The sequence below is a fragment of the Paraburkholderia rhizosphaerae genome (assembly GCF_004366595.1).
GTDB classification, from domain to species: Bacteria; Pseudomonadota; Gammaproteobacteria; order Burkholderiales; family Burkholderiaceae; genus Paraburkholderia; species Paraburkholderia rhizosphaerae.
The window spans coordinates 113,027-130,910 of sequence record NZ_SORE01000019.1 but is presented as its reverse complement, the minus strand read 5'-3'; the positions used below and the strand labels follow the sequence as shown (position 1 = coordinate 130,910).

Genomic DNA, 17,884 nt, shown 5'->3' with positions numbered 1-17,884 from the left:
CCGCCTGTCGCGGCCTGTCACCGCCTGTCACGGCTTATCGCCGCGATCCCCGGTGTGACGGGTACGGATCGCGCGCAATCTGTGCTCCAATAGCGAATGGACATCCATGACGGCGAACGGCGCATGCGTCGCGGGTAAAGGCGCAGCGCCGGCGACACGCCCGCCGAACGAACCGGAGCAACGCAGATGAAACGAACCCTGGTGCAAGCCTTCACGGCAGCCGGCGTGTGCGCCGGGCTGGCGCTTTTCGCGCTGACGGCCGGCGCGACGCTCAAGCCCGGCGATACCGCGCCGGACTTTACCGCGCAAGCGTCGCTCGGCGGCAAGACCTACACCTACTCGCTTTCCGACGCACTGAAGAAGGGGCCGGTGGTGCTGTATTTCTACCCGGCTGCGTTCACTAAAGGCTGCACGATCGAGGCGCACGAGTTCGCCGATGCAGTCGACGAATACAAGAAGTACGGCGCGACCGTGATCGGCGTGTCGCACGACAACATCGACACGTTGACCCAATTCTCGGTCAGCGAGTGCCGTAGCAAGTTCCCGGTCGCGGCCGACGCCGATGCGAAAGTGATCGGCGAATACGATGCAGGGCTGCCGATGCACAGCTCGATGGCGAACCGCGTGTCGTATGTGATCGCGCCGGATGGCAAGATCCTCTATGAATACACGAGCATGTCGCCGGACAAGCATGTCGAGAATACGATGCGGGCGGTGAAACAGTGGGCGGCGACGCATAAGTCGCAATGACGGGGGCGCGGCGCGCCGCGTCGATTGGGTCAATAGTGTCAATTGTGTCGACTTTCGTGATGACGGAGGCACGATGCCAATCTTTATCGCACTGTTCGTTCTGGCTGGCGTGATCTACGGCGCGGTGCACGCGTACGATGCGCTGGCCGAGCGCTTTGGCGTGGGTGTCGCGATCGGCGCCGCGGTGGTTGCCGCGCTTGTCGTGATTGGCGAAGGCGCGTGGTGGTGGCGACGCCGTCGCGAGATCGCACCGAATATCCATGATGGCGACTGGACCCACGAGTTGAAGGAATCGTGGGGCGGCGTGCGTCTTGCCGCGGGCAAGGGCCTTTGCACGATTCGCCTCGGCAGCGCGCAGGGCGACTATATTTTCGGCGACCTGCAACGCGCGCAGGCCGAACGCGACGGCAGCGGCTGGCGCGTCGGCCTTGCGGTAAAGGACACCGCGCGGCCGGTCTGGCAGTTGCCGATGCAAAGCGAGCGGCAGGCGCGCCAGTGGCAACGCATCCTGACGCTGGCGATCGCGCAGAAGCTGTAGCCGCGGCGCGGCGCGGCGCGTTTTCCGTCGGTTATTCCGTGAGTTTTTCCGCTGCTTATTCCGCCGCTGCGGCCGGCCGGCTCGCGCCGCCGCGCCGGTTTTCCCACCACAGGCGCAGCCGGTCCATGTACAAATAGACGACCGGCGTCGTATAGAGCGTCAGCATCTGGCTCACGATTAGCCCGCCGACGATCGCAAGACCGAGCGGCGCGCGCAACTCCGCGCCGTCGCCGCGGCCGAACGCGAGCGGCAACGCGCCGAGCATCGCCGCGAAGGTGGTCATCATGATCGGCCGGAAGCGCAGCAGGCACGCCTGTTCGATCGCTTCGCGCGACGAAAGCCCACGGTTGCGCGACGCATCGATCGCGAAGTCGACCATCATGATCGCGTTCTTCTTCACGATGCCGATCAGCAGGATCACCGCGATCAGCGCGATGATGCTGAACTCGGTGTCGAACAGCAGCAGCGCGAGCAATGCGCCGACGCCGGCGGACGGCAGCGTCGACAGAATGGTCAGCGGATGGATGTAGCTCTCGTACAGAATGCCGAGCACGATATATACGGCGGCGAGCGCGGCGAGAATCAGGATCGGCTGGTCGTTCAGCGACTGCTGGAACGCCTGCGCGGTGCCCTGGAAGCTGCCGTGAATGGTCGCGGGAACTCCGATCTGCGCCATCGTCTCCTCGATCGCAGCGGTCGCGTCGGACAGCGAACGGCCCGGCGGCAGGTTAAACGAGATCGTCGACGCGACGAATTGCCCCTGGTGGTTCACCGCGAGCGGCGTGTTGCCCGGCCCGAACTTCGCGATTGACGACAGCGGCACCATCGTTTCCTGCGACGTCGATACCGCGGCGCCCGTCGATGCGCTCGACTTGCCGCTTGCCGCGATCGAGTTATTCGCGAGATTGCGCGCCGCATCGGCGGCGATCGCCGCGGCGCTCGACGTGCCTGATGTGCCTGATGTGCCGCCCGCAGTGGCCCCCGTCGCGTTGCCCGACGCGTTGGTCATCGTCACGGTGCCAGCGGTCGCGTTGGTCGATTGCGAGCCGCTCGCGGTGCCGCCGGTCGTGCTGATCCATACCTCCTTTAGCATCTCGGGGCTCTGCCAATACTTCGGCGCGACCTCCATCACCACGTGGTACTGGTTCAGCGGGTTGTAGATCGTCGACACCTGGCGTTGGCCGAACGCGTCGTACAGCGTGTTGTCGATCTGCGAAGGCGTGATCTTCAGGCGCGCGGCGGTTGCGCGGTCGATCGTCACGAACGCCTCGAGGCCGCTTTCCTGCTGGTCCGAATTCACGTCGGTGAGCTCGGGCCGCGCCTGCAGCGCGGTGGTGATGCGCGGCGTCCATTTGTACAGATCGGGCGTCGAATCGGCGAGCAGCGTGTACTGATACTGCGCATTCGATTGCCGGCCGCCGACGCGGATGTCCTGCACCGCCTGCAGGAACGTGCGCGCGCCGGCGACGTGCGACAGCGGCCCGCGCAGTTGCTGGATCACCTGGTCGGCAGACAGCTTGCGGCCGGGCTTCGGCTTTAGCGACACATACATGAAGCCCGCATTGGTCTGCCGCCCGCCGGTGAAGCCGACCACAGTGTCGACCTCCGGATTCGACTGCACGATATGCATCATCTCGGCGAACTTGACCTTCATCGCCTGAAACGACGTGCTCTGGTCCGCCTGAATGCCGCCGACCAGCCGTCCAGTGTCCTGCTGCGGGAAAAAGCCCTTCGGCACGATGATGTACATCCAGATGTTCAGGCCGATGGTCGCGAGCAGCACGATCAGGATGATCCGCGGATGGCGCAGCGACCAGCCGAGCGTGCGCCGGTAGCCTTCCTGCATCCGGTTGAAGCCGCTCTCGAGCCACCGGGAGAAGCGGCCTGGCGTTTTCTTTTGATGCGCGTCGACCAGCAGGCGCGAGCACATCATCGGCGTCAGCGTCAGCGACACAACCAGCGATACCGCGATTGCGAGCGACAAGGTCAGCGCGAACTCGCGGAACAGCCGGCCAACGATGCCGCCCATCAACAGGATGGGCAGGAACACCGCGACCAGCGAAATGCTGATCGACAGCACGGTGAAGCCGACTTCGCGCGCGCCCATGATTGCCGCTTGCATGCGCGGCACGCCATTCCCGATATGCCGCTCGATGTTCTCGAGCACAACGATCGCGTCGTCGACGACAAAGCCGGTGGCGATCGTCAGCGCCATCAGCGACAGATTGTCGATCGAGAAACCCATCAGGTACATCGCCGCGAACGTGCCGATAATCGAAATCGGCACCGCAACACTGGGAATGAGCGTCGCGCGCCAGTTGCGCAGGAACAGGAATACGACCATCACGACCAGCGCGACCGCGATCATCAGCGTGTGCTCGGTGTCGAGCAGCGACGCGCGGATGGTGGTCGAGCGATCGGCGGCGGGCATCACCTGCACGTCGCGCGGCAGCGACGCGACGAGTTGCGGCAGGGTTTCCTTGATCCGGTCGACGGTTTCGATGATGTTCGCACCCGGCTGCCGGTAGATGATCACGAGCACCGCGCGCGTACCGTTCGCGAGGCCGAGGTTGCGCAGGTCTTCGACCGAGTCGACCACTTCGCCGACGTCCGACAGATGCACCGCGGCGCCGTTGCGGTAGGCGATCACCAGATCCTTGTATTGCGACGCCTTGCTGGCCTGGTCGTTCGTGTACAGCTGAACATGGTTGTCGCCGAACTCGATCGAGCCTTTCGGACTGTTCGCGTTCGCGGATGCGAGCGCCGCGCGCACGTCTTCGAGGCCGATTCCGTAGTGGAACAGCGCGTGCGGTTCCAGTTCGACACGCACCGCCGGGTTCGCGGAGCCGCTCACGTCGACTTCGCCGACGCCATCGACCTGCGACAGCGACTGCTGCAGTACCGTCGCGGCGGAGTCGTACAGCTGGCCCGGCTGCAGTGTTTTCGACGAGACCGACAGAATCAGGATCGGTGCATCGGACGGATTGACCTTGTGATACGTCGGGTTCTGCCGCAGGCTTGCCGGCAGGTCCGCGCGCGCCGCGTTGATGGCTGCCTGCACGTCGCGCGCCGCGCCGTCGATATCGCGATTGAGCCCGAACTGTAGCGTGATGCGGGTCGAACCGACCGAACTCGACGACGTCATTTCGGTGACGTCCGCGATCGCGCCCAGGTGCCGCTCGAGTGGGCTTGCGACGCTGGTCGCGACCGTTTCGGGGCTCGCACCCGGCAGCGACGCCTGCACGGAAATGGTCGGATAGTCGACCTGCGGCAGCGGCGCGACCGGCAGCTTCGAGAACGCGAACAGCCCGGCGAGCGCGATGCCGATCGACAGCAGCGTGGTGGCGACCGGGCGCGCGATAAACGGACGCGACAGATTCATCGGTCAGCTCCCGGCATCGGTGGCGGGCGGCGTCGCGTTGCGTGCAAAGCGCGCGCGCAGACGGCGCGCGAGCGAATCGAACGCGAGATAGATCACCGGCGTCGTGAACAGCGTGAGCAACTGGCTGACGACGAGGCCACCCGCAATCGCGATACCGAGCGGCCGGCGCAATTCGGAGCCGGCGCCGCTGCCGAGTATCAGCGGCAGCGCACCGAGCAGCGCGGCCATCGTCGTCATCAGGATCGGCCGGAAGCGCAGCAGACACGCCTGGTAGATCGCTTCGCGCGGCGGTTTGCCGTGTTCGCGCTCCGCTTCGAGCGCGAAGTCGATCATCATGATCGCGTTTTTCTTCACGATGCCGATCAGCAGCACGATGCCGATAATGCCGATGATGTCGAGGTCGTGCCCGGTGACCAGCAGCGCGAGCAGCGCGCCGATGCCGGCCGACGGCAGTGTCGACAGAATGGTGATCGGGTGCACGAAGCTTTCGTACAGCACGCCCAGCACGATGTACATCGTGACGATCGCCGCGAGAATCAGGAATAGTTCGTTCGACAGCGATGCCTGGAACGCGAGCGCCGCGCCCTGGAAGCGCGTCTGGAACGACGCGGGCAAGCCAATTTCTTTCTCCGCCTGCTCGATCGCCTTGACCGCGGCGCCGAGCGACGCGCCCGGCGCGAGGTTGAACGACACCGTGGTGGCCGGGAACTGGCTCAGGTGCGTGACGAGCAGCGGCGCCGGGCGCTCATGAAACTTCGCGATGGCCGACAGCGGCACCTGGCCGCCGGCCGCGGTCGAAGAGGGCAGGTAGATCGAATTGAGCGCATCGGTGTAGTGCTGCAGCGTCGGCGTCGCTTCGAGAATCACGCGGTACTGGTTCGACTGCGTGAAGATCGTCGAGATGATGCGCTGGCCGTACGCGTCGTACAGCGCGTTGTCGACGGTTGCGGGGGTGATGCCGTAGCGCGCGGCGGTCGGCCGGTCGATCTCGACGTACACCGACTGGCCGTTGCTCTGCAAGTCCGTCGCGACGTCGACGATATCCGGCACCTGCTGCAGCCGTTCGACGAGCTTCGGCACCCAGGTCTGGAACTCGTTGATATTTGGGTCCGTCAGCATGAACTGGTATTGCGTCGGGCTCACCGTCGAGTCGATTGTCAGGTCCTGCACCGGCTGCATATAGAGCTTCGTGCCGGGGATATGCGACGTTTCGGCCTGAATCTGGCGGATCACCTGGCTCGCGGTGTCGTCGCGGTCGTCGCGCGGCTTCAGGTTGATCAGCATCCGGCCGCTGTTCAGCGTGATGTTCGTGCCGTCGACGCCGATAAACGACGTCAGGCTCTCGACATTCGGATTTTTCAGCACCTCGGCGGCAAGCTGCTGCTGGCGTTCGGCCATCGATTGATACGACACCGACTGCGGCGCCTGCGTGATCGCCTGGATCACGCCGGTGTCCTGCACCGGGAAGAAGCCCTTCGGGATGTAGATGTACAGCAGCGCGGTCAGCACCAGCGTCAGCACGGCGACGACCAGCGTGGCCGGCTGGCGGTCGAGCACCCAGCGCAGCGCGACTGCGTAGCGATCGATCACGTAGTCGATAAACGCGTGCGCGCGCGCTTCGAAGCGGTGGCTTTCCTTCGGCGGCGTGTGGCGCAACAGCTTCGCGCACATCATCGGCACGAGTGTGAGCGAGACGACCGCCGAGATCACGATGGTCACCGCGAGCGTGATCGCGAACTCGTGAAAGAGGCGCCCGACCACGTCGCCCATAAAGAGCAGCGGGATCAGCACCGCGATCAGCGACACCGTCAGCGAGATGATCGTGAAGCCGATCTGTTTCGAGCCTTTGAGCGCCGCCTGTAGCGCCGAATCGCCTTGTTCGACGTAGCGCGCGATATTTTCGATCATCACAATCGCATCGTCGACGACGAAGCCGGTCGCGATGGTCAGCGCCATCAGCGACAGGTTGTCGAGCGAGAAGCCGCACAGATACATCACCGCAAGCGTGCCGATCAGCGACAGCGGCACCGACAGGCTCGGGATGATCGTCGCATAGACGTTCGCGAGGAACAGGTACATCACGAGCACCACCAGCACGACCGACATCAACAGTTCGAACTGCACGTCGCGCACCGATGCGCGGATGGTGGTCGTGCGGTCGGTGACGATCTGCACGTCGAGTGCGGCCGGCAGCGATTGCTGCAGCGACGGCAGCAGTTTCTTGATGCTGTCGACCACCTGGATCACGTTCGCGCCGGGCTGGCGCTGTACGTTCAGGATGATCGCGGGCGTGCCGTCGACCCATGCGCCGAGCTTCGTGTTTTCCGCGCCGGGGACGATTTTCGCGACGTCGGTCAGCATCACCGGCCGGCCGTTCTTGTACGCGACCACCGCATCCTGGTACGCGGCGGCGTCGGTGAGCTGGTCGTTCGCGTTGATCGTGTACGCGTGCGACGGGCCGTCGAAGCTGCCCTTCGGCGTATTGACGTTCAGGTTCGAAATGGTGGTGCGCAGGTCATCCAGATTCAGACCGTACGACGCGAGCGCAAGCGGGTTCGCCTGAATGCGCACCGCCGGGCGCTGGCCGCCCGACAGGCTGACCAGACCGACTCCGCCGACCTGGGAGATTTTCTGCGCGAGGCGCGTGTCGGCGATGTCCTGGACTTCGGTCAGCGGCAGCGTCTTCGATGTGATCGCGAGCGTGAGGATTGGCGCGTCGGCCGGATTGACCTTCGCGTAGATCGGCGGCGCGGGCAGGTCGGACGGCAGCAGGTTGCCGGCCGCGTTGATCGCCGCCTGCACTTCCTGCTCGGCGATATCGAGCGGCAGGTCGAGGTTGAACTGCAGCGTAATGACCGACGAGCCCGCCGAGCTTTGCGACGACATCTGGTTCAACGACGGCATCTGCCCGAACTGGCGCTCGAGCGGCGCGGTGACCGACGAGGTCATCACGTCCGGGCTCGCGCCTGGATAAAACGTCTGCACCTGGATAGTCGGGTAGTCGACTTCGGGCAGCGCGGACAGCGGCAGAAAGCGCAGCGCGACGAGACCGACCAGCATGATCGCGGCCATCAGCAGCGCGGTGCCGACGGGACGCAGGATAAAGGCGCGGGATGGATTCATGCGTGAGGGCAGGTCCTTGAAGCGGGTCCGTTATTGCGACGACGCTTCCGATGCGCGGCGATGGCGGTGAGCGTGCGCGCCGGACGCGGCCGAGGCGCCGGCGGCCCATGAAGCGCCTTGGCCGCCCGAGGCGGACGAACCCGACGCAGCCGACCCAGCCGATGCGCCGGCCGCACGTTCCGCCGGAATCGTGATCTTCGCGCCTTCCTTCAGGCGGTCCGAACCATCGATCACGACACGCTCGCCGACCTGCAGCCCGGACTGGATACTGGTGCGTTCGCCATCGACCGGTCCAACCTTGACCGTGCGCACCGTGACTGTGTTGTCCGGTTTCACCACATAGACGAACTGGCCGATCGAGCCGTTCAGCACCGCGGAGGTCGGCACGATCGTCGCGTTATGAATGACGTCGACCAGCAGCCGCGCGTTCACGAACTGATTCGGGAACAGCATGTTGTCGGTGTTCGGGAAGCTCGCGCGCAGCTTGACGGTGCCGGTGGTCGTGTCGATCTGGTTGTCGAGCGTCTCGAGGTAGCCGGATTCGAGCGACGTCGTATTCGTGCGGTCGTACGCGGTGACGGACATCTTCTTATTGCCGCGGTATTGCTTGAGGATCGCGGGGAGGTTGTCTTCGGACGTCGTGAAAATAACGCTGATCGGCTGCAGTTGCGTGATCACGACGATGCCGTTCGCGTCGCCCGGCGTCACGTAGTTGCCCGGGTCGACCTGGCGCAGGCCGACGCGGCCCGCAACCGGCGCGGTGATACGTGCATAGGTCAGATCGAGTTTGAAGGTGTCGATATTCGCCTTATCGGACTGCACTTGCCCTTCGTATTGCTTGACAAGCGAGGCTTGCGTGTCGACCTGCTGGCTGGCGATCGAGTCCTGCGAAAGCAGCGTCTGGTAGCGCTTCAGGTCGAGACGCGCGGTTTGCAGCAGCGCGGTGTCTTTCGCGAGCGTGCCTTGCGCGTTGGCGAGCGAGATCTGGTACGGGCGCGGATCGATCTGCGCGAGCACGTCGTCTTTTTTCACCATCTGGCCCTCCTGGAACGCGACCGTCTGCAGCGTGCCGGCGAGCTGCGTGCGGACCGTGACGTTCGCGAGCGGCGTGACCGTGCCGAGCGCGCTAATGACGATTGGCATGTCGCCTTGCGTGACCGACGCGACCTTGACCGGCTGCGGCTGGTTCGCGAATGCGCCGCGCCGCCCACCGCCGCCCATGCGGCTCGCGCGAGCGCCGCTCGCACCGGCCGCGCCGCTCGCGCCGGCGCTTTCGTCGGCCTTGCGCCACGGATGCCAGCGCACGAGCACGATGCCCACGACGATCACCACAACGACAGCGAGCAGCCAGCGGCCGCGCCCGCGCCGCGGTCCGCCGCCCGGCGGCGCGGGGGGCGGGTTGGTCGATGCCGAAGCCGGCGCCGGGGTCGGATGACGGGAAGGTTCCGACTGCTTTTGTTTTTCGTCCATCGGTTCTATCAACTGGCTGACGTGTGTGTTGTGCAAATCTACGGAGCATCGCGACTCTACACGGTCATCCGCGTATCGATATGGCGATCGGCACAGGGATCGGGCGTGTGGAGCACTCATCGGTAGGCGCGCGGCCGATGAGCGAAACGCGATGCGGCGTTAAAAATGAGTCAAAGCAGAGACTCGAGCCGGACAAAGAGCGAGGCAAAGAGCGTGATGCGGCGCGTCAGGCCAAACGGCGATAGACCGTCCGGACGCAGCGTCCGGCGTCAGCGTGCAGGTGGCGCGTCGCGCGCGGCACGCAGGGGCCGATGCCGCGCGGCGCTCGCTTTCACCGTCAGTATCGACGCGCCGATGCTTTGGCGGTGCGGCTGCCGCGGCGGTCGAACCCCCTCGCAACTGCGATGCACCGGCGGGCATGGCCCGCAGGAAAGCATGATGCTACGTCCCCCCCTGGTTACAGTCCAGAGCGGGTTTCTTTCGCAAGGTTACGTAGGTTACAGATTGAAAACGACGCCGCGCGGGACGGCGCCCCACGGGAAGGCATCGCGCGGAAAGCGGTTGCGCGGCAACGCGTCGCGCACAAAGCTAGTTGTCAACGTGCAGGCCGGGTGTGCCGCCGATTTCCCGCGTTATTTTCGCGACGCATTCGATCAGCGCCGGGGCCGCGCGGGTCTCGAGCCAGTCGCGCGGACACTGAAGCGCGGGGCCGCCACAGTTGACCGCATAGCGTTCGCCGGACGGTCCGATAAACGCGGTGGCGATCGCATTCAGGCCTTCGTACCATTCGCCGAGCGCGATCGAAAAACCGCGTTCGGCTGTTTCCCGCATCGCGGCGTCCAAACGCCCGCTAAGCGATGCCCAGTCGTCGCCGGTGGCTGCTTGCAGGCCGAGCAGAAGCTGCCGGCGTTCAGCCGCATCGAGCGCGCACAGATACGCGCGGCCGACCGCGGTGCGCGCGACGTCCATCCGCGAGCCGACGTCGAGCCGCGATACCAGTACCGCCGAGCGCGGCTTGATCGCATCGATGACAACCATGTCGAGCCGGTCACGCACCGCGAGATGGACGGACAGCGATGTCCGTTCGGCGAGTTCGAGCAGAAAGGGGCGGGCCCGCGCGCGAATATCGAAGTTACGCAGAAAGCCGTTGCTGAGTTCGAGTACCGACGAGGTCAATACGAAGCGCTCGCTGTCCGGCAACTGAAACAGAAAGCCGGCGCTGACGAGCGTCGCGGTAATACGCGAAACGGTCGGTTTGGGAATGCCGGTCAGCGCGGTCAATTCGCGGTTACTAATGGGCGCATGGGCGGCGGCGACCTGGCGTAGCACGGTCAAGCCTCGCGCGAGCGCAGTGACTTCCTCGCCAGTCCCTTCCTTTTCCCGGATCGTTCCGGCGGCAACAGTGGAAACGGCAACGGCGGTCGATGGCCTTTTCATGTTAATTTTTTTGAAACTTCATTCCGGATTAACCATATTGGCGTGCAGCGATGAGTATGTCACGCCGTGTCCGATGCGCGCGGCTCGAAACGTTTAAGTGTCCGTTTCATTGTACCTGAACGGTTTTTCAGGATTAGCGGGCACGGGAAGATTTTGCTTGACTTGGTCAGCATAACCATAAAAAATGGAACTTCATTTCGAAAGCGCAGGTTTATGTTTTACAGGTTGGGCGCGGCTGCTTTCATTATCTTGTCGTCGCGCCGTGGTATTCACATCGTGTGGATTCCCCAATATGTTTGCGTGGCTAGCACACCTGACTTTCGACGCAGGTGACGCGCGCGCGGCTTTCGGATTCTGTCTCTCAGGTTCTAGCACGGCCCTCGGAATGGCTAGAACTTTTTTAAGGCGCCACGGTTACGTGGCGCCTTTTTTTCGCGCGCTGTAATCAGGGGAGAAGTGAGCGGCGGCGGTTTTGCTGCTGCGGGTACGTTAGCGACGCGATTTCGACAACCGGTGTCCAAGGCCGAGGTCAGTCGCGATCTGCCAGGTATAGACGCGTGAATAGTGCACACCAAAACGCGAGCCGATCAGTTCGCGCAATCGTCCATTGGTCCACGCGTCGCTCGGAAAGCCATGCTCTTTCGCCGAGCCGCGCAACGCATCGGCGATCCATTGCCGCGCGGTATCGTCGAGCACCGAAGTACGGCCGCCAATACTGATTTTGCTCAATGCGTCAAGGCCGCCGTCATCGAGAATGGTTTTGTAGCGGCGCACGGTGTAGGCCGATATATGGAGCGCGTCAGCGACGGCATCGACAGTGGCGCCGTCGGTCAACATCCTGCCGGCCAACATTCTGCGGGCAACGCTCGGCAAATTTTCAGTCATGGATCGCATTTTCGTTTCATCCGTAGGAAATCCGTTCGGGGGCGCACCGCGCCACTGTCCGGAAGTACGTAAGATTTCCGCCCTAAAGCGGCCCTCGCGGAAAACGCGACGTCCGACCCTCGCGCATCCCAATCCGATCAATGTAAGAACGTCTTCTTTTCAGATATTAATAGTTCGCTTTTTACCGTCTTTGACACTTTCCAGGAAAATATCATCGTCTGCTGAATGTAATGTATTTTCCCTATGAAATGAAGATTCAGATAGCATAACGATGAGCCTGGTCTTATAATCGACGCGGCTTTTATGTGCGGCAACGTATATCAATTGGGTTTTATTCGGCGTTGCATTGAACACAGGATCGAGCAAGCGCGTAACCCGGCGCGGACGCCTATTGCACGGGCGAAGCAGGCGGCCGTCGTCAATCGGCGGGCTGTATTTCTTTGATATATCAGGGTTTTGATTTGCGATGTTATATCCTCCACAGACCGCCGCCGCCGATTTCAATGTCTCGATCTGATTTGAATAAATAATGTCATATTATTGAGCCGGTATATTCAAGTCGTTTAGCGCTCGTGGAAGGAAATCAGAGCGGTGTATTCATGTCGGGTAATCATGTATTGAATAAGGAGACTTGAATGCCAGTTGACTACGCGAAAATTTATGCCGCCGCATTACTGGTTTCAGTGACATTCAACATGCCAGTGGCGAATGCGCAAAGCTCCGAACCGCAAGCGGTACGCGGCGCGGTTGCCGCGCTTCCACCCGTTCGCGTGCAAGCGCAGGTGGTAGCTGTCAATGCGGGCGCGAATAGCGTGACTATTAAAGGGCCGCACGGCGAAGTCGAGGAGGTCGCGATCGACCCGGCCATTGCGGATGTGTCGAAGCTGCATGTCGGCGACATGCTCGACATCGCGTACCAGCATGCGCTGCTGCTGCAACTCGATAAAACTCGCGGAAGCGGTATTCGCGAGCGGGTCGACACCAGTGCGGCGGTTCCGGCGTCAGAAGGGCGTACTGCGATGGTGCACCGTGTCGATGTGATAGCGACCGTGCAGCAGGTCGACCGGAAGAAGCGGGTCATCGTGTTGCGCGGACCGACCCGCACGGTACGCCTCGATGTGTCGCCCGGCATCGATATCGATCACGTGAAGGCTGGCGATTCGGTGCGAGCGGTGTTCGAAGCGGCCGTGGCGGTGCAGGTGCAGCCGCGCGCCGCAGCGCAATGAGTGTGCGGCGCGACGCGCTGCGCTGTCTTACGCTGGGATTCCACGGCTGGCGCACGCGGGCGCTGCATGCGTCCGCCGCACGCGCCCGTTGCACGTGCCCGTTGCACGTGCCTGTTGCATGTGCCTGTTGCACACGCCAACAGACACATGGCCTGACGTAACGCGAATTGCGCGTCCGTGAACGGCTGGCGCTCCGAACGCCGTTATCGTGCGGAGCGCCAGGCGCGCTTACTGCTTCGCGAGGCTCGGTTCTTCCGGCGGTTTCGGCATGACGTCGCCCCAGCCGCCGCCGAGCGCGCGAATCAGATTGACGGTCGATGCCGCCTGCACGCCTTCGAGTTGCACCGCCACGCGGCGCGCATCCAGCACCGTGCGTTCCGCGTCGATCACATCGAGGTAGTTCACCGCGCCCTCGTTGTACTGGACCCGCGACAGATGCGCGGCACGCGACGATGCGTCGACCGCGCGTCCTTCCGTCTGGGTCTGGCCTTCCAGAATGCGCAGGTCCGACAGATTGTCTTCGACCTGCTGGAACGCAACCAGCACCTGCTCACGGTAGTTCGCGACCTGCTCGTCGAACTGCGCGTGCGCGTTCGCGAGATTGCCCTTGCGCCGGCCGCCGTCGAACAGGGTCTGCGTGAGCACGGTGCCGGCCGCCGGCCCCGCGAGAAACGCCCAGCTGCTCGCGCGGAACAGGTCCGCGAGCGTCGCGGCCTCGAAGCCCGCGTTGCCGGTCAGCACCAGCGACGGAAAGTACGCGGCGCGTGCAATGCCGATGCGCGCGTTGGCCGCGGCCATCGCGCGCTCGGCCGCGGCGATATCGGGCCGCCGCTCGAGCAGCGCCGACGGCAATCCCGGCGGGATGCGCACTTCGACCGGTGTCAGCGGATGGGCCGCCAACGTGAACTCGGACGGCGTCTTGCCGAGCAGCACGGCAAGACTATGCTCGGATGCCGCGCGCAGCCGCTGCACGGTCATCAAGTCCGAGCGCGTGCGTTCGAGCTCGGCGTTCGCGCGCGCGACATCGAGCTCGCTGATCTCGCCGTCGTTGAAGCGGTCCTGCACGAGCTTGAGCGCCTGCTCGCGCAGGTCGACCGCGTTCGCAAGCACGGCTGACTCCGCGTCGAGCTCGCGCAGCCCGAAGTAGTTCTGCGCGACGTCGGCCTGTAACGCGAGCAGCACCGAGCGCAGCAGCGCCTCGGTTTCCTGCGCATCTGCTTTGGTCGCGTTGTAGTCCGAATCGACGCGCCCAAACAGATCGACCTCATACGATGCGCTCGCCTGGGCACGCCAGATCGTCTGCTCCGGAATATGCGTACCGTCCGGCTGCAGGAACGACACCGCGGAGATCTGCTGGCGTGTCGGACCGAAGCCCGCGTTGAGCGTCGGAAAGAAGCCCGCGCGCGCGACCTGATTCAATGCGCGCGCTTCCTTCACGCGCGCGACCGCCGCCTTCACGTTCTGGTTCGCGTCGTGCGCCTGCTGTTCGAGCGAGTCGAGCGTCGTGTCGTTGAAGATGGTCCACCATTCTCCACGCGCGATCGCCTCGGACGGCTGAGCGGTTTTCCAGGTGCCGTCGGTCGGCACCTTGATCGCCGTCTGCGTGAAGTCGGGCGCCGTTTCCCTGTAAGCGGGCGCGACCTGCGCGTCCGGCACCTTGTAGGTTGGCGCAAGCGAGCAGCCAGCCATTGTGAACAAGGCGGTCAGCAAAGCCGGCAGCAGTGCCGGTCTCTTCATGAACCCGTCGATTGGAAGTGTTTTCATCGTGTGCCCTTTATTCTTCATAGACGGATTGCGCGACCTGCACATGCGGATGATTGCCGTGCTTGTCGACCAGGTGCTCGTCACCGCTCAGCTTGCGCAGCACGACGTAGAACACCGGCGTGAGCATCAGCCCGAAGAAAGTCACGCCTAGCATCCCGAAGAACACCGCAACGCCCATCGCGTGGCGCATTTCCGCGCCGGCGCCGACCGACACGACGAGCGGCACCACACCCATGATGAACGCGATCGACGTCATCAGAATCGGCCGCAGCCGCAGGCGGCTCGCCTCGATCGCGGCTTCGACGATCGAGCGCCCGCTCATCTCGAGCTCGCGCGCGAATTCGACGATCAGGATCGCGTTCTTCGCCGATAGCCCCACCAGCACCATCAAGCCGATCTGCGTGAAGATGTTGTTGTCGCCGCGTGTGAGCCAGACGCCGGTCAACGCGGACAGCAGACTCATCGGCACGATCAGGATCACCGCGAGCGGCAGCGTCAGGCTCTCGTACAGCGCGGCGAGCACGAGGAACACGAGCAGCACGCTGATCGGGAAGATCCACAGCGCGGAGTCGCCGGCGAGAATCTGCTGATAGGTGAGGTCGGTCCATTCGTACTTGATGCCGCGCGGCAGCACTTGCGCGGCAATCCGTTCAGCCGCCGCCTGCGCCTGGTCCGACGAGAAGCCGGGCGCCGGACCGCCGTTGATATCCGCGGCCGTGAATGCGTTGTAGCGCACCACCATTTCCGGACCGTAAGTCGGCGTCACCTTCACCAGCGACGACAGCGGCACCATCTCGCCCGCCGCGTTGCGTGTCTTCAGCAAACCGATATCGGCGGCGTTCGCGCGGAACGGCGCATCGGCCTGCACGCGGACCTGATAGACGCGGCCGAAGCGGTTGAAGTCGTTGATGTACAGCGAGCCAAGGTAGATCTGCATCGTATCGAACACATCGGTGATCGACACGCCCAGTTGCTTTGCGCGCACGCGGTTCAGATCGACGTTCAGTTGCGGGTTGTTGATCTGGTAGCTCGAGAAGGTCGGCCCGAGCTCCGGCGTTTGCGCGGCCTTCTTCACGAATGCCTGCACCGCGCTATTGAGCGCGTCGTAGCCGAGCGCGCCGCGGTCCTCGAGCTGCATCTTGAAGCCGCCGAGCGTACCGAGACCGAGCACCGGCGGCGGCGGGAACACCGCGACAAACGCGCCCTTGATGCCCGCGTACTTCTGGTTCAGCGCCGCGGCAATTTCATTGCCCGATTCGCCCTTGCCGCGCTCCGCCGACGGATACAGCTTCGCGAACATGATGCCGGCACTCGACGAGTTGGTGAAGCCGTTCACCGAAAGTCCCGGAAACGCGACTGCGTGCTGCACGCCGGGCTGCTTCAGCGCGATTTCGCTCATCTGGCGGATCACGTCTTCGGTGCGATCGATCGACGCGCCGTTGGGCAGTTGCGCGAAGCAGATCACGTAGTCCTTGTCCTGCGCGGGCACGAAGCCGCCCGGCACGATCTTCGCCATCAGGCCGGCGCAGAAGAGCAGCACTGCATAGACGCCCAGCATGATCGCGCGATGGCCGATCACGCCTCTAATGCCCTTGCTGTAGTTCTCCGAGCCGCGGTTGAACACGTGGTTGAAGTGATGAAAGAAGCGGCCGAGCACCTTGTCCATCACCCGCGTGAGCCAATCCTTCGGCGCATGGTGGTCCTTCAGCAGTAGCGCGGACAGCGCCGGCGACAGCGTCAGCGAATTGAACGCGGAGATCACCGTCGAGATCGCGATGGTCATCGCGAACTGCTTGTAGAACTGGCCGGTCAGCCCGCTCATGAACGCGAGCGGCACGAACACCGCGACCAGCGTACAGGCGATCGCGATAATCGGTCCGCTCACCTCGCGCATCGCCGCGTAAGTGGCCTCGCGCGCGGTCAGCCCGTTGCTGATGTTCCGTTCGACGTTTTCGACGACCACGATCGCATCGTCGACCACGATACCGATCGCGAGCACCATGCCGAATAGCGATAGCGCGTTGATCGTGAAGCCGAACGCGAGCATCAGCGAGAACGTGCCGACAATCGACACCGGCACGGCGAGCAGCGGAATGATCGACGCGCGCCAGGTCTGCAGGAACACGATCACGACGATCACCACCAGCACGATCGCCTCGATCAGCGTGTGAATCACCGCCTTGATACTGTCGCGCACGAATTCGGTCGGGTCATACGCGATCTTGTAGTCGACGCCGGCCGGCATATCGGCCTTCAGTTCCTTCATCGTCGAGTACACGTTCTGCGCGATCGCCAGTGAGTTCGCGCCAGGCTGCTGGTTGATGATCATCATCACCGCCTGCTTGTTGTCGAGCATCGCGCGCAGCCCATATTCCTGCGCATCGAGATCGACCCGCGCGACGTCGCCCAGGTGCGTGACCGCACCGTCCGGCGACGCTTTCAGCACGATGTCGCGGAATTCGTCGGCGGTCGTCAGGCGCCCGCGCGCGTTCACGTTCAGCTGCAGCGGCGCATTCGACGGCGCACCGCCGACGATACCCGCGGCCACCTGAATGTTCTGCTCGCGGATCGCGTTGACCACGTCGGTCGCGGTCATGTTGTGCTCGGCGATCTTCTGCGGATCGAGCCAGATGCGCATCGCGTAGTCGCCGGAGCCCCACAATTGCACTTCGCCGACGCCCGGAATCCGGCTCAACCGGTCCTTCACGTTGATCAGCGCGTAATTGCGCAGATACGTCATGTCGTAGCGGCCGTCCGGCGACACGAGGTTCACGCCCATCGTCAGTGTCGGCGAGCTTTTGATGGTCGTGATGCCGAGGCGCTGCACTTCGTCGGGCAGGCGCGGCAGTGCCTGGTTCACGCGGTTCTGCACGAGCTGCGTCGCGAGGTCCGGGTCCATGCCGAGCTTGAACGTGACCGTGGTCGTCATATTGCCGTCGCTATTCGCCTGCGACTGCATGTACAGCATGTTCTCGACGCCGTTGATCTGTTCCTCGATCGGCGATGCGACGGTCTCCGCGATCACCTTCGGGTTCGCGCCTGGGTATTGCGCCTTCACGACCACCGAGGGCGGCACGACTTCCGGATATTCGGCAAACGGCAGAAGCTCGAGCGAGATCAGGCCGCCGAGCAGAATCAGCATCGATAGCACGCCCGCGAAGATCGGCCGGTCGATGAAGAATCGGGATATGTTCATGATGAGGTTCCGTCGTATTTCACAGGCTTCGTCGTCCGGCGGGCGCCGCGCGGTTCATACGCGTGGCGCGGGCCGCCGCTCGGTATCGATCGCTCGCGATCGTTGCGCCTATC

The 17,884-nt window shown here is 63.7% G+C and carries 10 protein-coding genes; 3 read left to right on the top strand and 7 right to left on the bottom strand.

Annotation, left to right across the window (positions count from 1 at the left end):
• Positions 1–186 precede the first annotated feature (186 nt).
• Positions 187–750 carry a peroxiredoxin gene (locus tag BX592_RS23275; RefSeq protein ID WP_134194970.1) on the top strand — a complete coding sequence of 188 codons (564 nt, stop codon included), beginning with the start codon at positions 187–189 and terminating at the stop codon, positions 748–750.
• Positions 751–823: 73 nt separating this feature from the next.
• Positions 824–1,288, top strand: coding sequence for a hypothetical protein (locus BX592_RS23270; RefSeq protein ID WP_134194968.1), 465 nt, complete (start codon positions 824–826; stop codon positions 1,286–1,288).
• Between the two features lie 55 nt (positions 1,289–1,343).
• On the opposite strand, the gene BX592_RS23265 is transcribed toward BX592_RS23270, so the two are convergent.
• The 5 genes from BX592_RS23265 to BX592_RS23245 form a co-directional block, all read right to left on the bottom strand.
• A complete protein-coding gene (locus BX592_RS23265) occupies positions 1,344–4,670 on the bottom strand; it encodes an efflux RND transporter permease subunit (RefSeq protein ID WP_134194966.1) in 3,327 nt (1,108 codons plus the stop codon).
• 3 nt (positions 4,671–4,673) lie between these two features.
• Positions 4,674–7,793 (bottom strand): MdtB/MuxB family multidrug efflux RND transporter permease subunit, encoded by a 3,120-nt coding sequence (locus tag BX592_RS23260; RefSeq protein ID WP_134194964.1) that lies wholly within the window; start codon positions 7,791–7,793, stop codon positions 4,674–4,676.
• A 30-nt stretch (positions 7,794–7,823) separates the two neighbouring features.
• A complete protein-coding gene (locus BX592_RS23255) occupies positions 7,824–9,263 on the bottom strand; it encodes an MdtA/MuxA family multidrug efflux RND transporter periplasmic adaptor subunit (protein ID WP_134194962.1) in 1,440 nt (479 codons plus the stop codon).
• A 588-nt stretch (positions 9,264–9,851) separates the two neighbouring features.
• Complete coding sequence (locus tag BX592_RS23250; RefSeq protein ID WP_134194960.1) at positions 9,852–10,700, bottom strand: IclR family transcriptional regulator; 849 nt, start codon at positions 10,698–10,700, stop codon at positions 9,852–9,854.
• A 489-nt stretch (positions 10,701–11,189) separates the two neighbouring features.
• Positions 11,190–11,585, bottom strand: a complete 396-nt coding sequence (locus tag BX592_RS23245; RefSeq protein WP_243849685.1) for a helix-turn-helix domain-containing protein — start codon at positions 11,583–11,585, stop codon at positions 11,190–11,192.
• Positions 11,586–12,220: 635 nt separating this feature from the next.
• On the opposite strand from BX592_RS23245, the gene BX592_RS23235 reads away from it, so the two are divergent.
• Positions 12,221–12,811 carry a hypothetical protein gene (locus BX592_RS23235; protein ID WP_134194954.1) on the top strand — a complete coding sequence of 197 codons (591 nt, stop codon included), beginning with the start codon at positions 12,221–12,223 and terminating at the stop codon, positions 12,809–12,811.
• A 228-nt stretch (positions 12,812–13,039) separates the two neighbouring features.
• Here BX592_RS23235 and BX592_RS23230 read toward each other — a convergent pair whose 3' ends face one another.
• Both BX592_RS23230 and BX592_RS23225 read right to left on the bottom strand, forming a co-directional pair.
• Positions 13,040–14,548 carry an efflux transporter outer membrane subunit gene (locus tag BX592_RS23230; RefSeq protein ID WP_134194952.1) on the bottom strand — a complete coding sequence of 503 codons (1,509 nt, stop codon included), beginning with the start codon at positions 14,546–14,548 and terminating at the stop codon, positions 13,040–13,042.
• Between the two features lie 37 nt (positions 14,549–14,585).
• Positions 14,586–17,771 carry an efflux RND transporter permease subunit gene (locus BX592_RS23225; protein ID WP_134194950.1) on the bottom strand — a complete coding sequence of 1,062 codons (3,186 nt, stop codon included), beginning with the start codon at positions 17,769–17,771 and terminating at the stop codon, positions 14,586–14,588.
• Positions 17,772–17,884 lie beyond the last annotated feature (113 nt).

Excerpts from the sequence above, each read along its gene's own strand:
- BX592_RS23275 (WP_134194970.1), top strand. The coding sequence starts at position 187 with ATGAAACGAACCCTGGTGCAAGCCTTCACGGCAGCCGGCGTGTGCGCC.
- BX592_RS23270 (WP_134194968.1), top strand. The coding sequence starts at position 824 with ATGCCAATCTTTATCGCACTGTTCGTTCTGGCTGGCGTGATCTACGGC.
- BX592_RS23265 (WP_134194966.1), bottom strand. The coding sequence starts at position 4,670 with ATGAATCTGTCGCGTCCGTTTATCGCGCGCCCGGTCGCCACCACGCTG.
- BX592_RS23260 (WP_134194964.1), bottom strand. The coding sequence starts at position 7,793 with ATGAATCCATCCCGCGCCTTTATCCTGCGTCCCGTCGGCACCGCGCTG.
- BX592_RS23255 (WP_134194962.1), bottom strand. The coding sequence starts at position 9,263 with ATGGACGAAAAACAAAAGCAGTCGGAACCTTCCCGTCATCCGACCCCG.
- BX592_RS23250 (WP_134194960.1), bottom strand. The coding sequence starts at position 10,700 with ATGAAAAGGCCATCGACCGCCGTTGCCGTTTCCACTGTTGCCGCCGGA.
- BX592_RS23245 (WP_243849685.1), bottom strand. The coding sequence starts at position 11,585 with ATGACTGAAAATTTGCCGAGCGTTGCCCGCAGAATGTTGGCCGGCAGG.
- BX592_RS23235 (WP_134194954.1), top strand. The coding sequence starts at position 12,221 with ATGCCAGTTGACTACGCGAAAATTTATGCCGCCGCATTACTGGTTTCA.
- BX592_RS23230 (WP_134194952.1), bottom strand. The coding sequence starts at position 14,548 with ATGAAGAGACCGGCACTGCTGCCGGCTTTGCTGACCGCCTTGTTCACA.
- BX592_RS23225 (WP_134194950.1), bottom strand. The coding sequence starts at position 17,771 with ATGAACATATCCCGATTCTTCATCGACCGGCCGATCTTCGCGGGCGTG.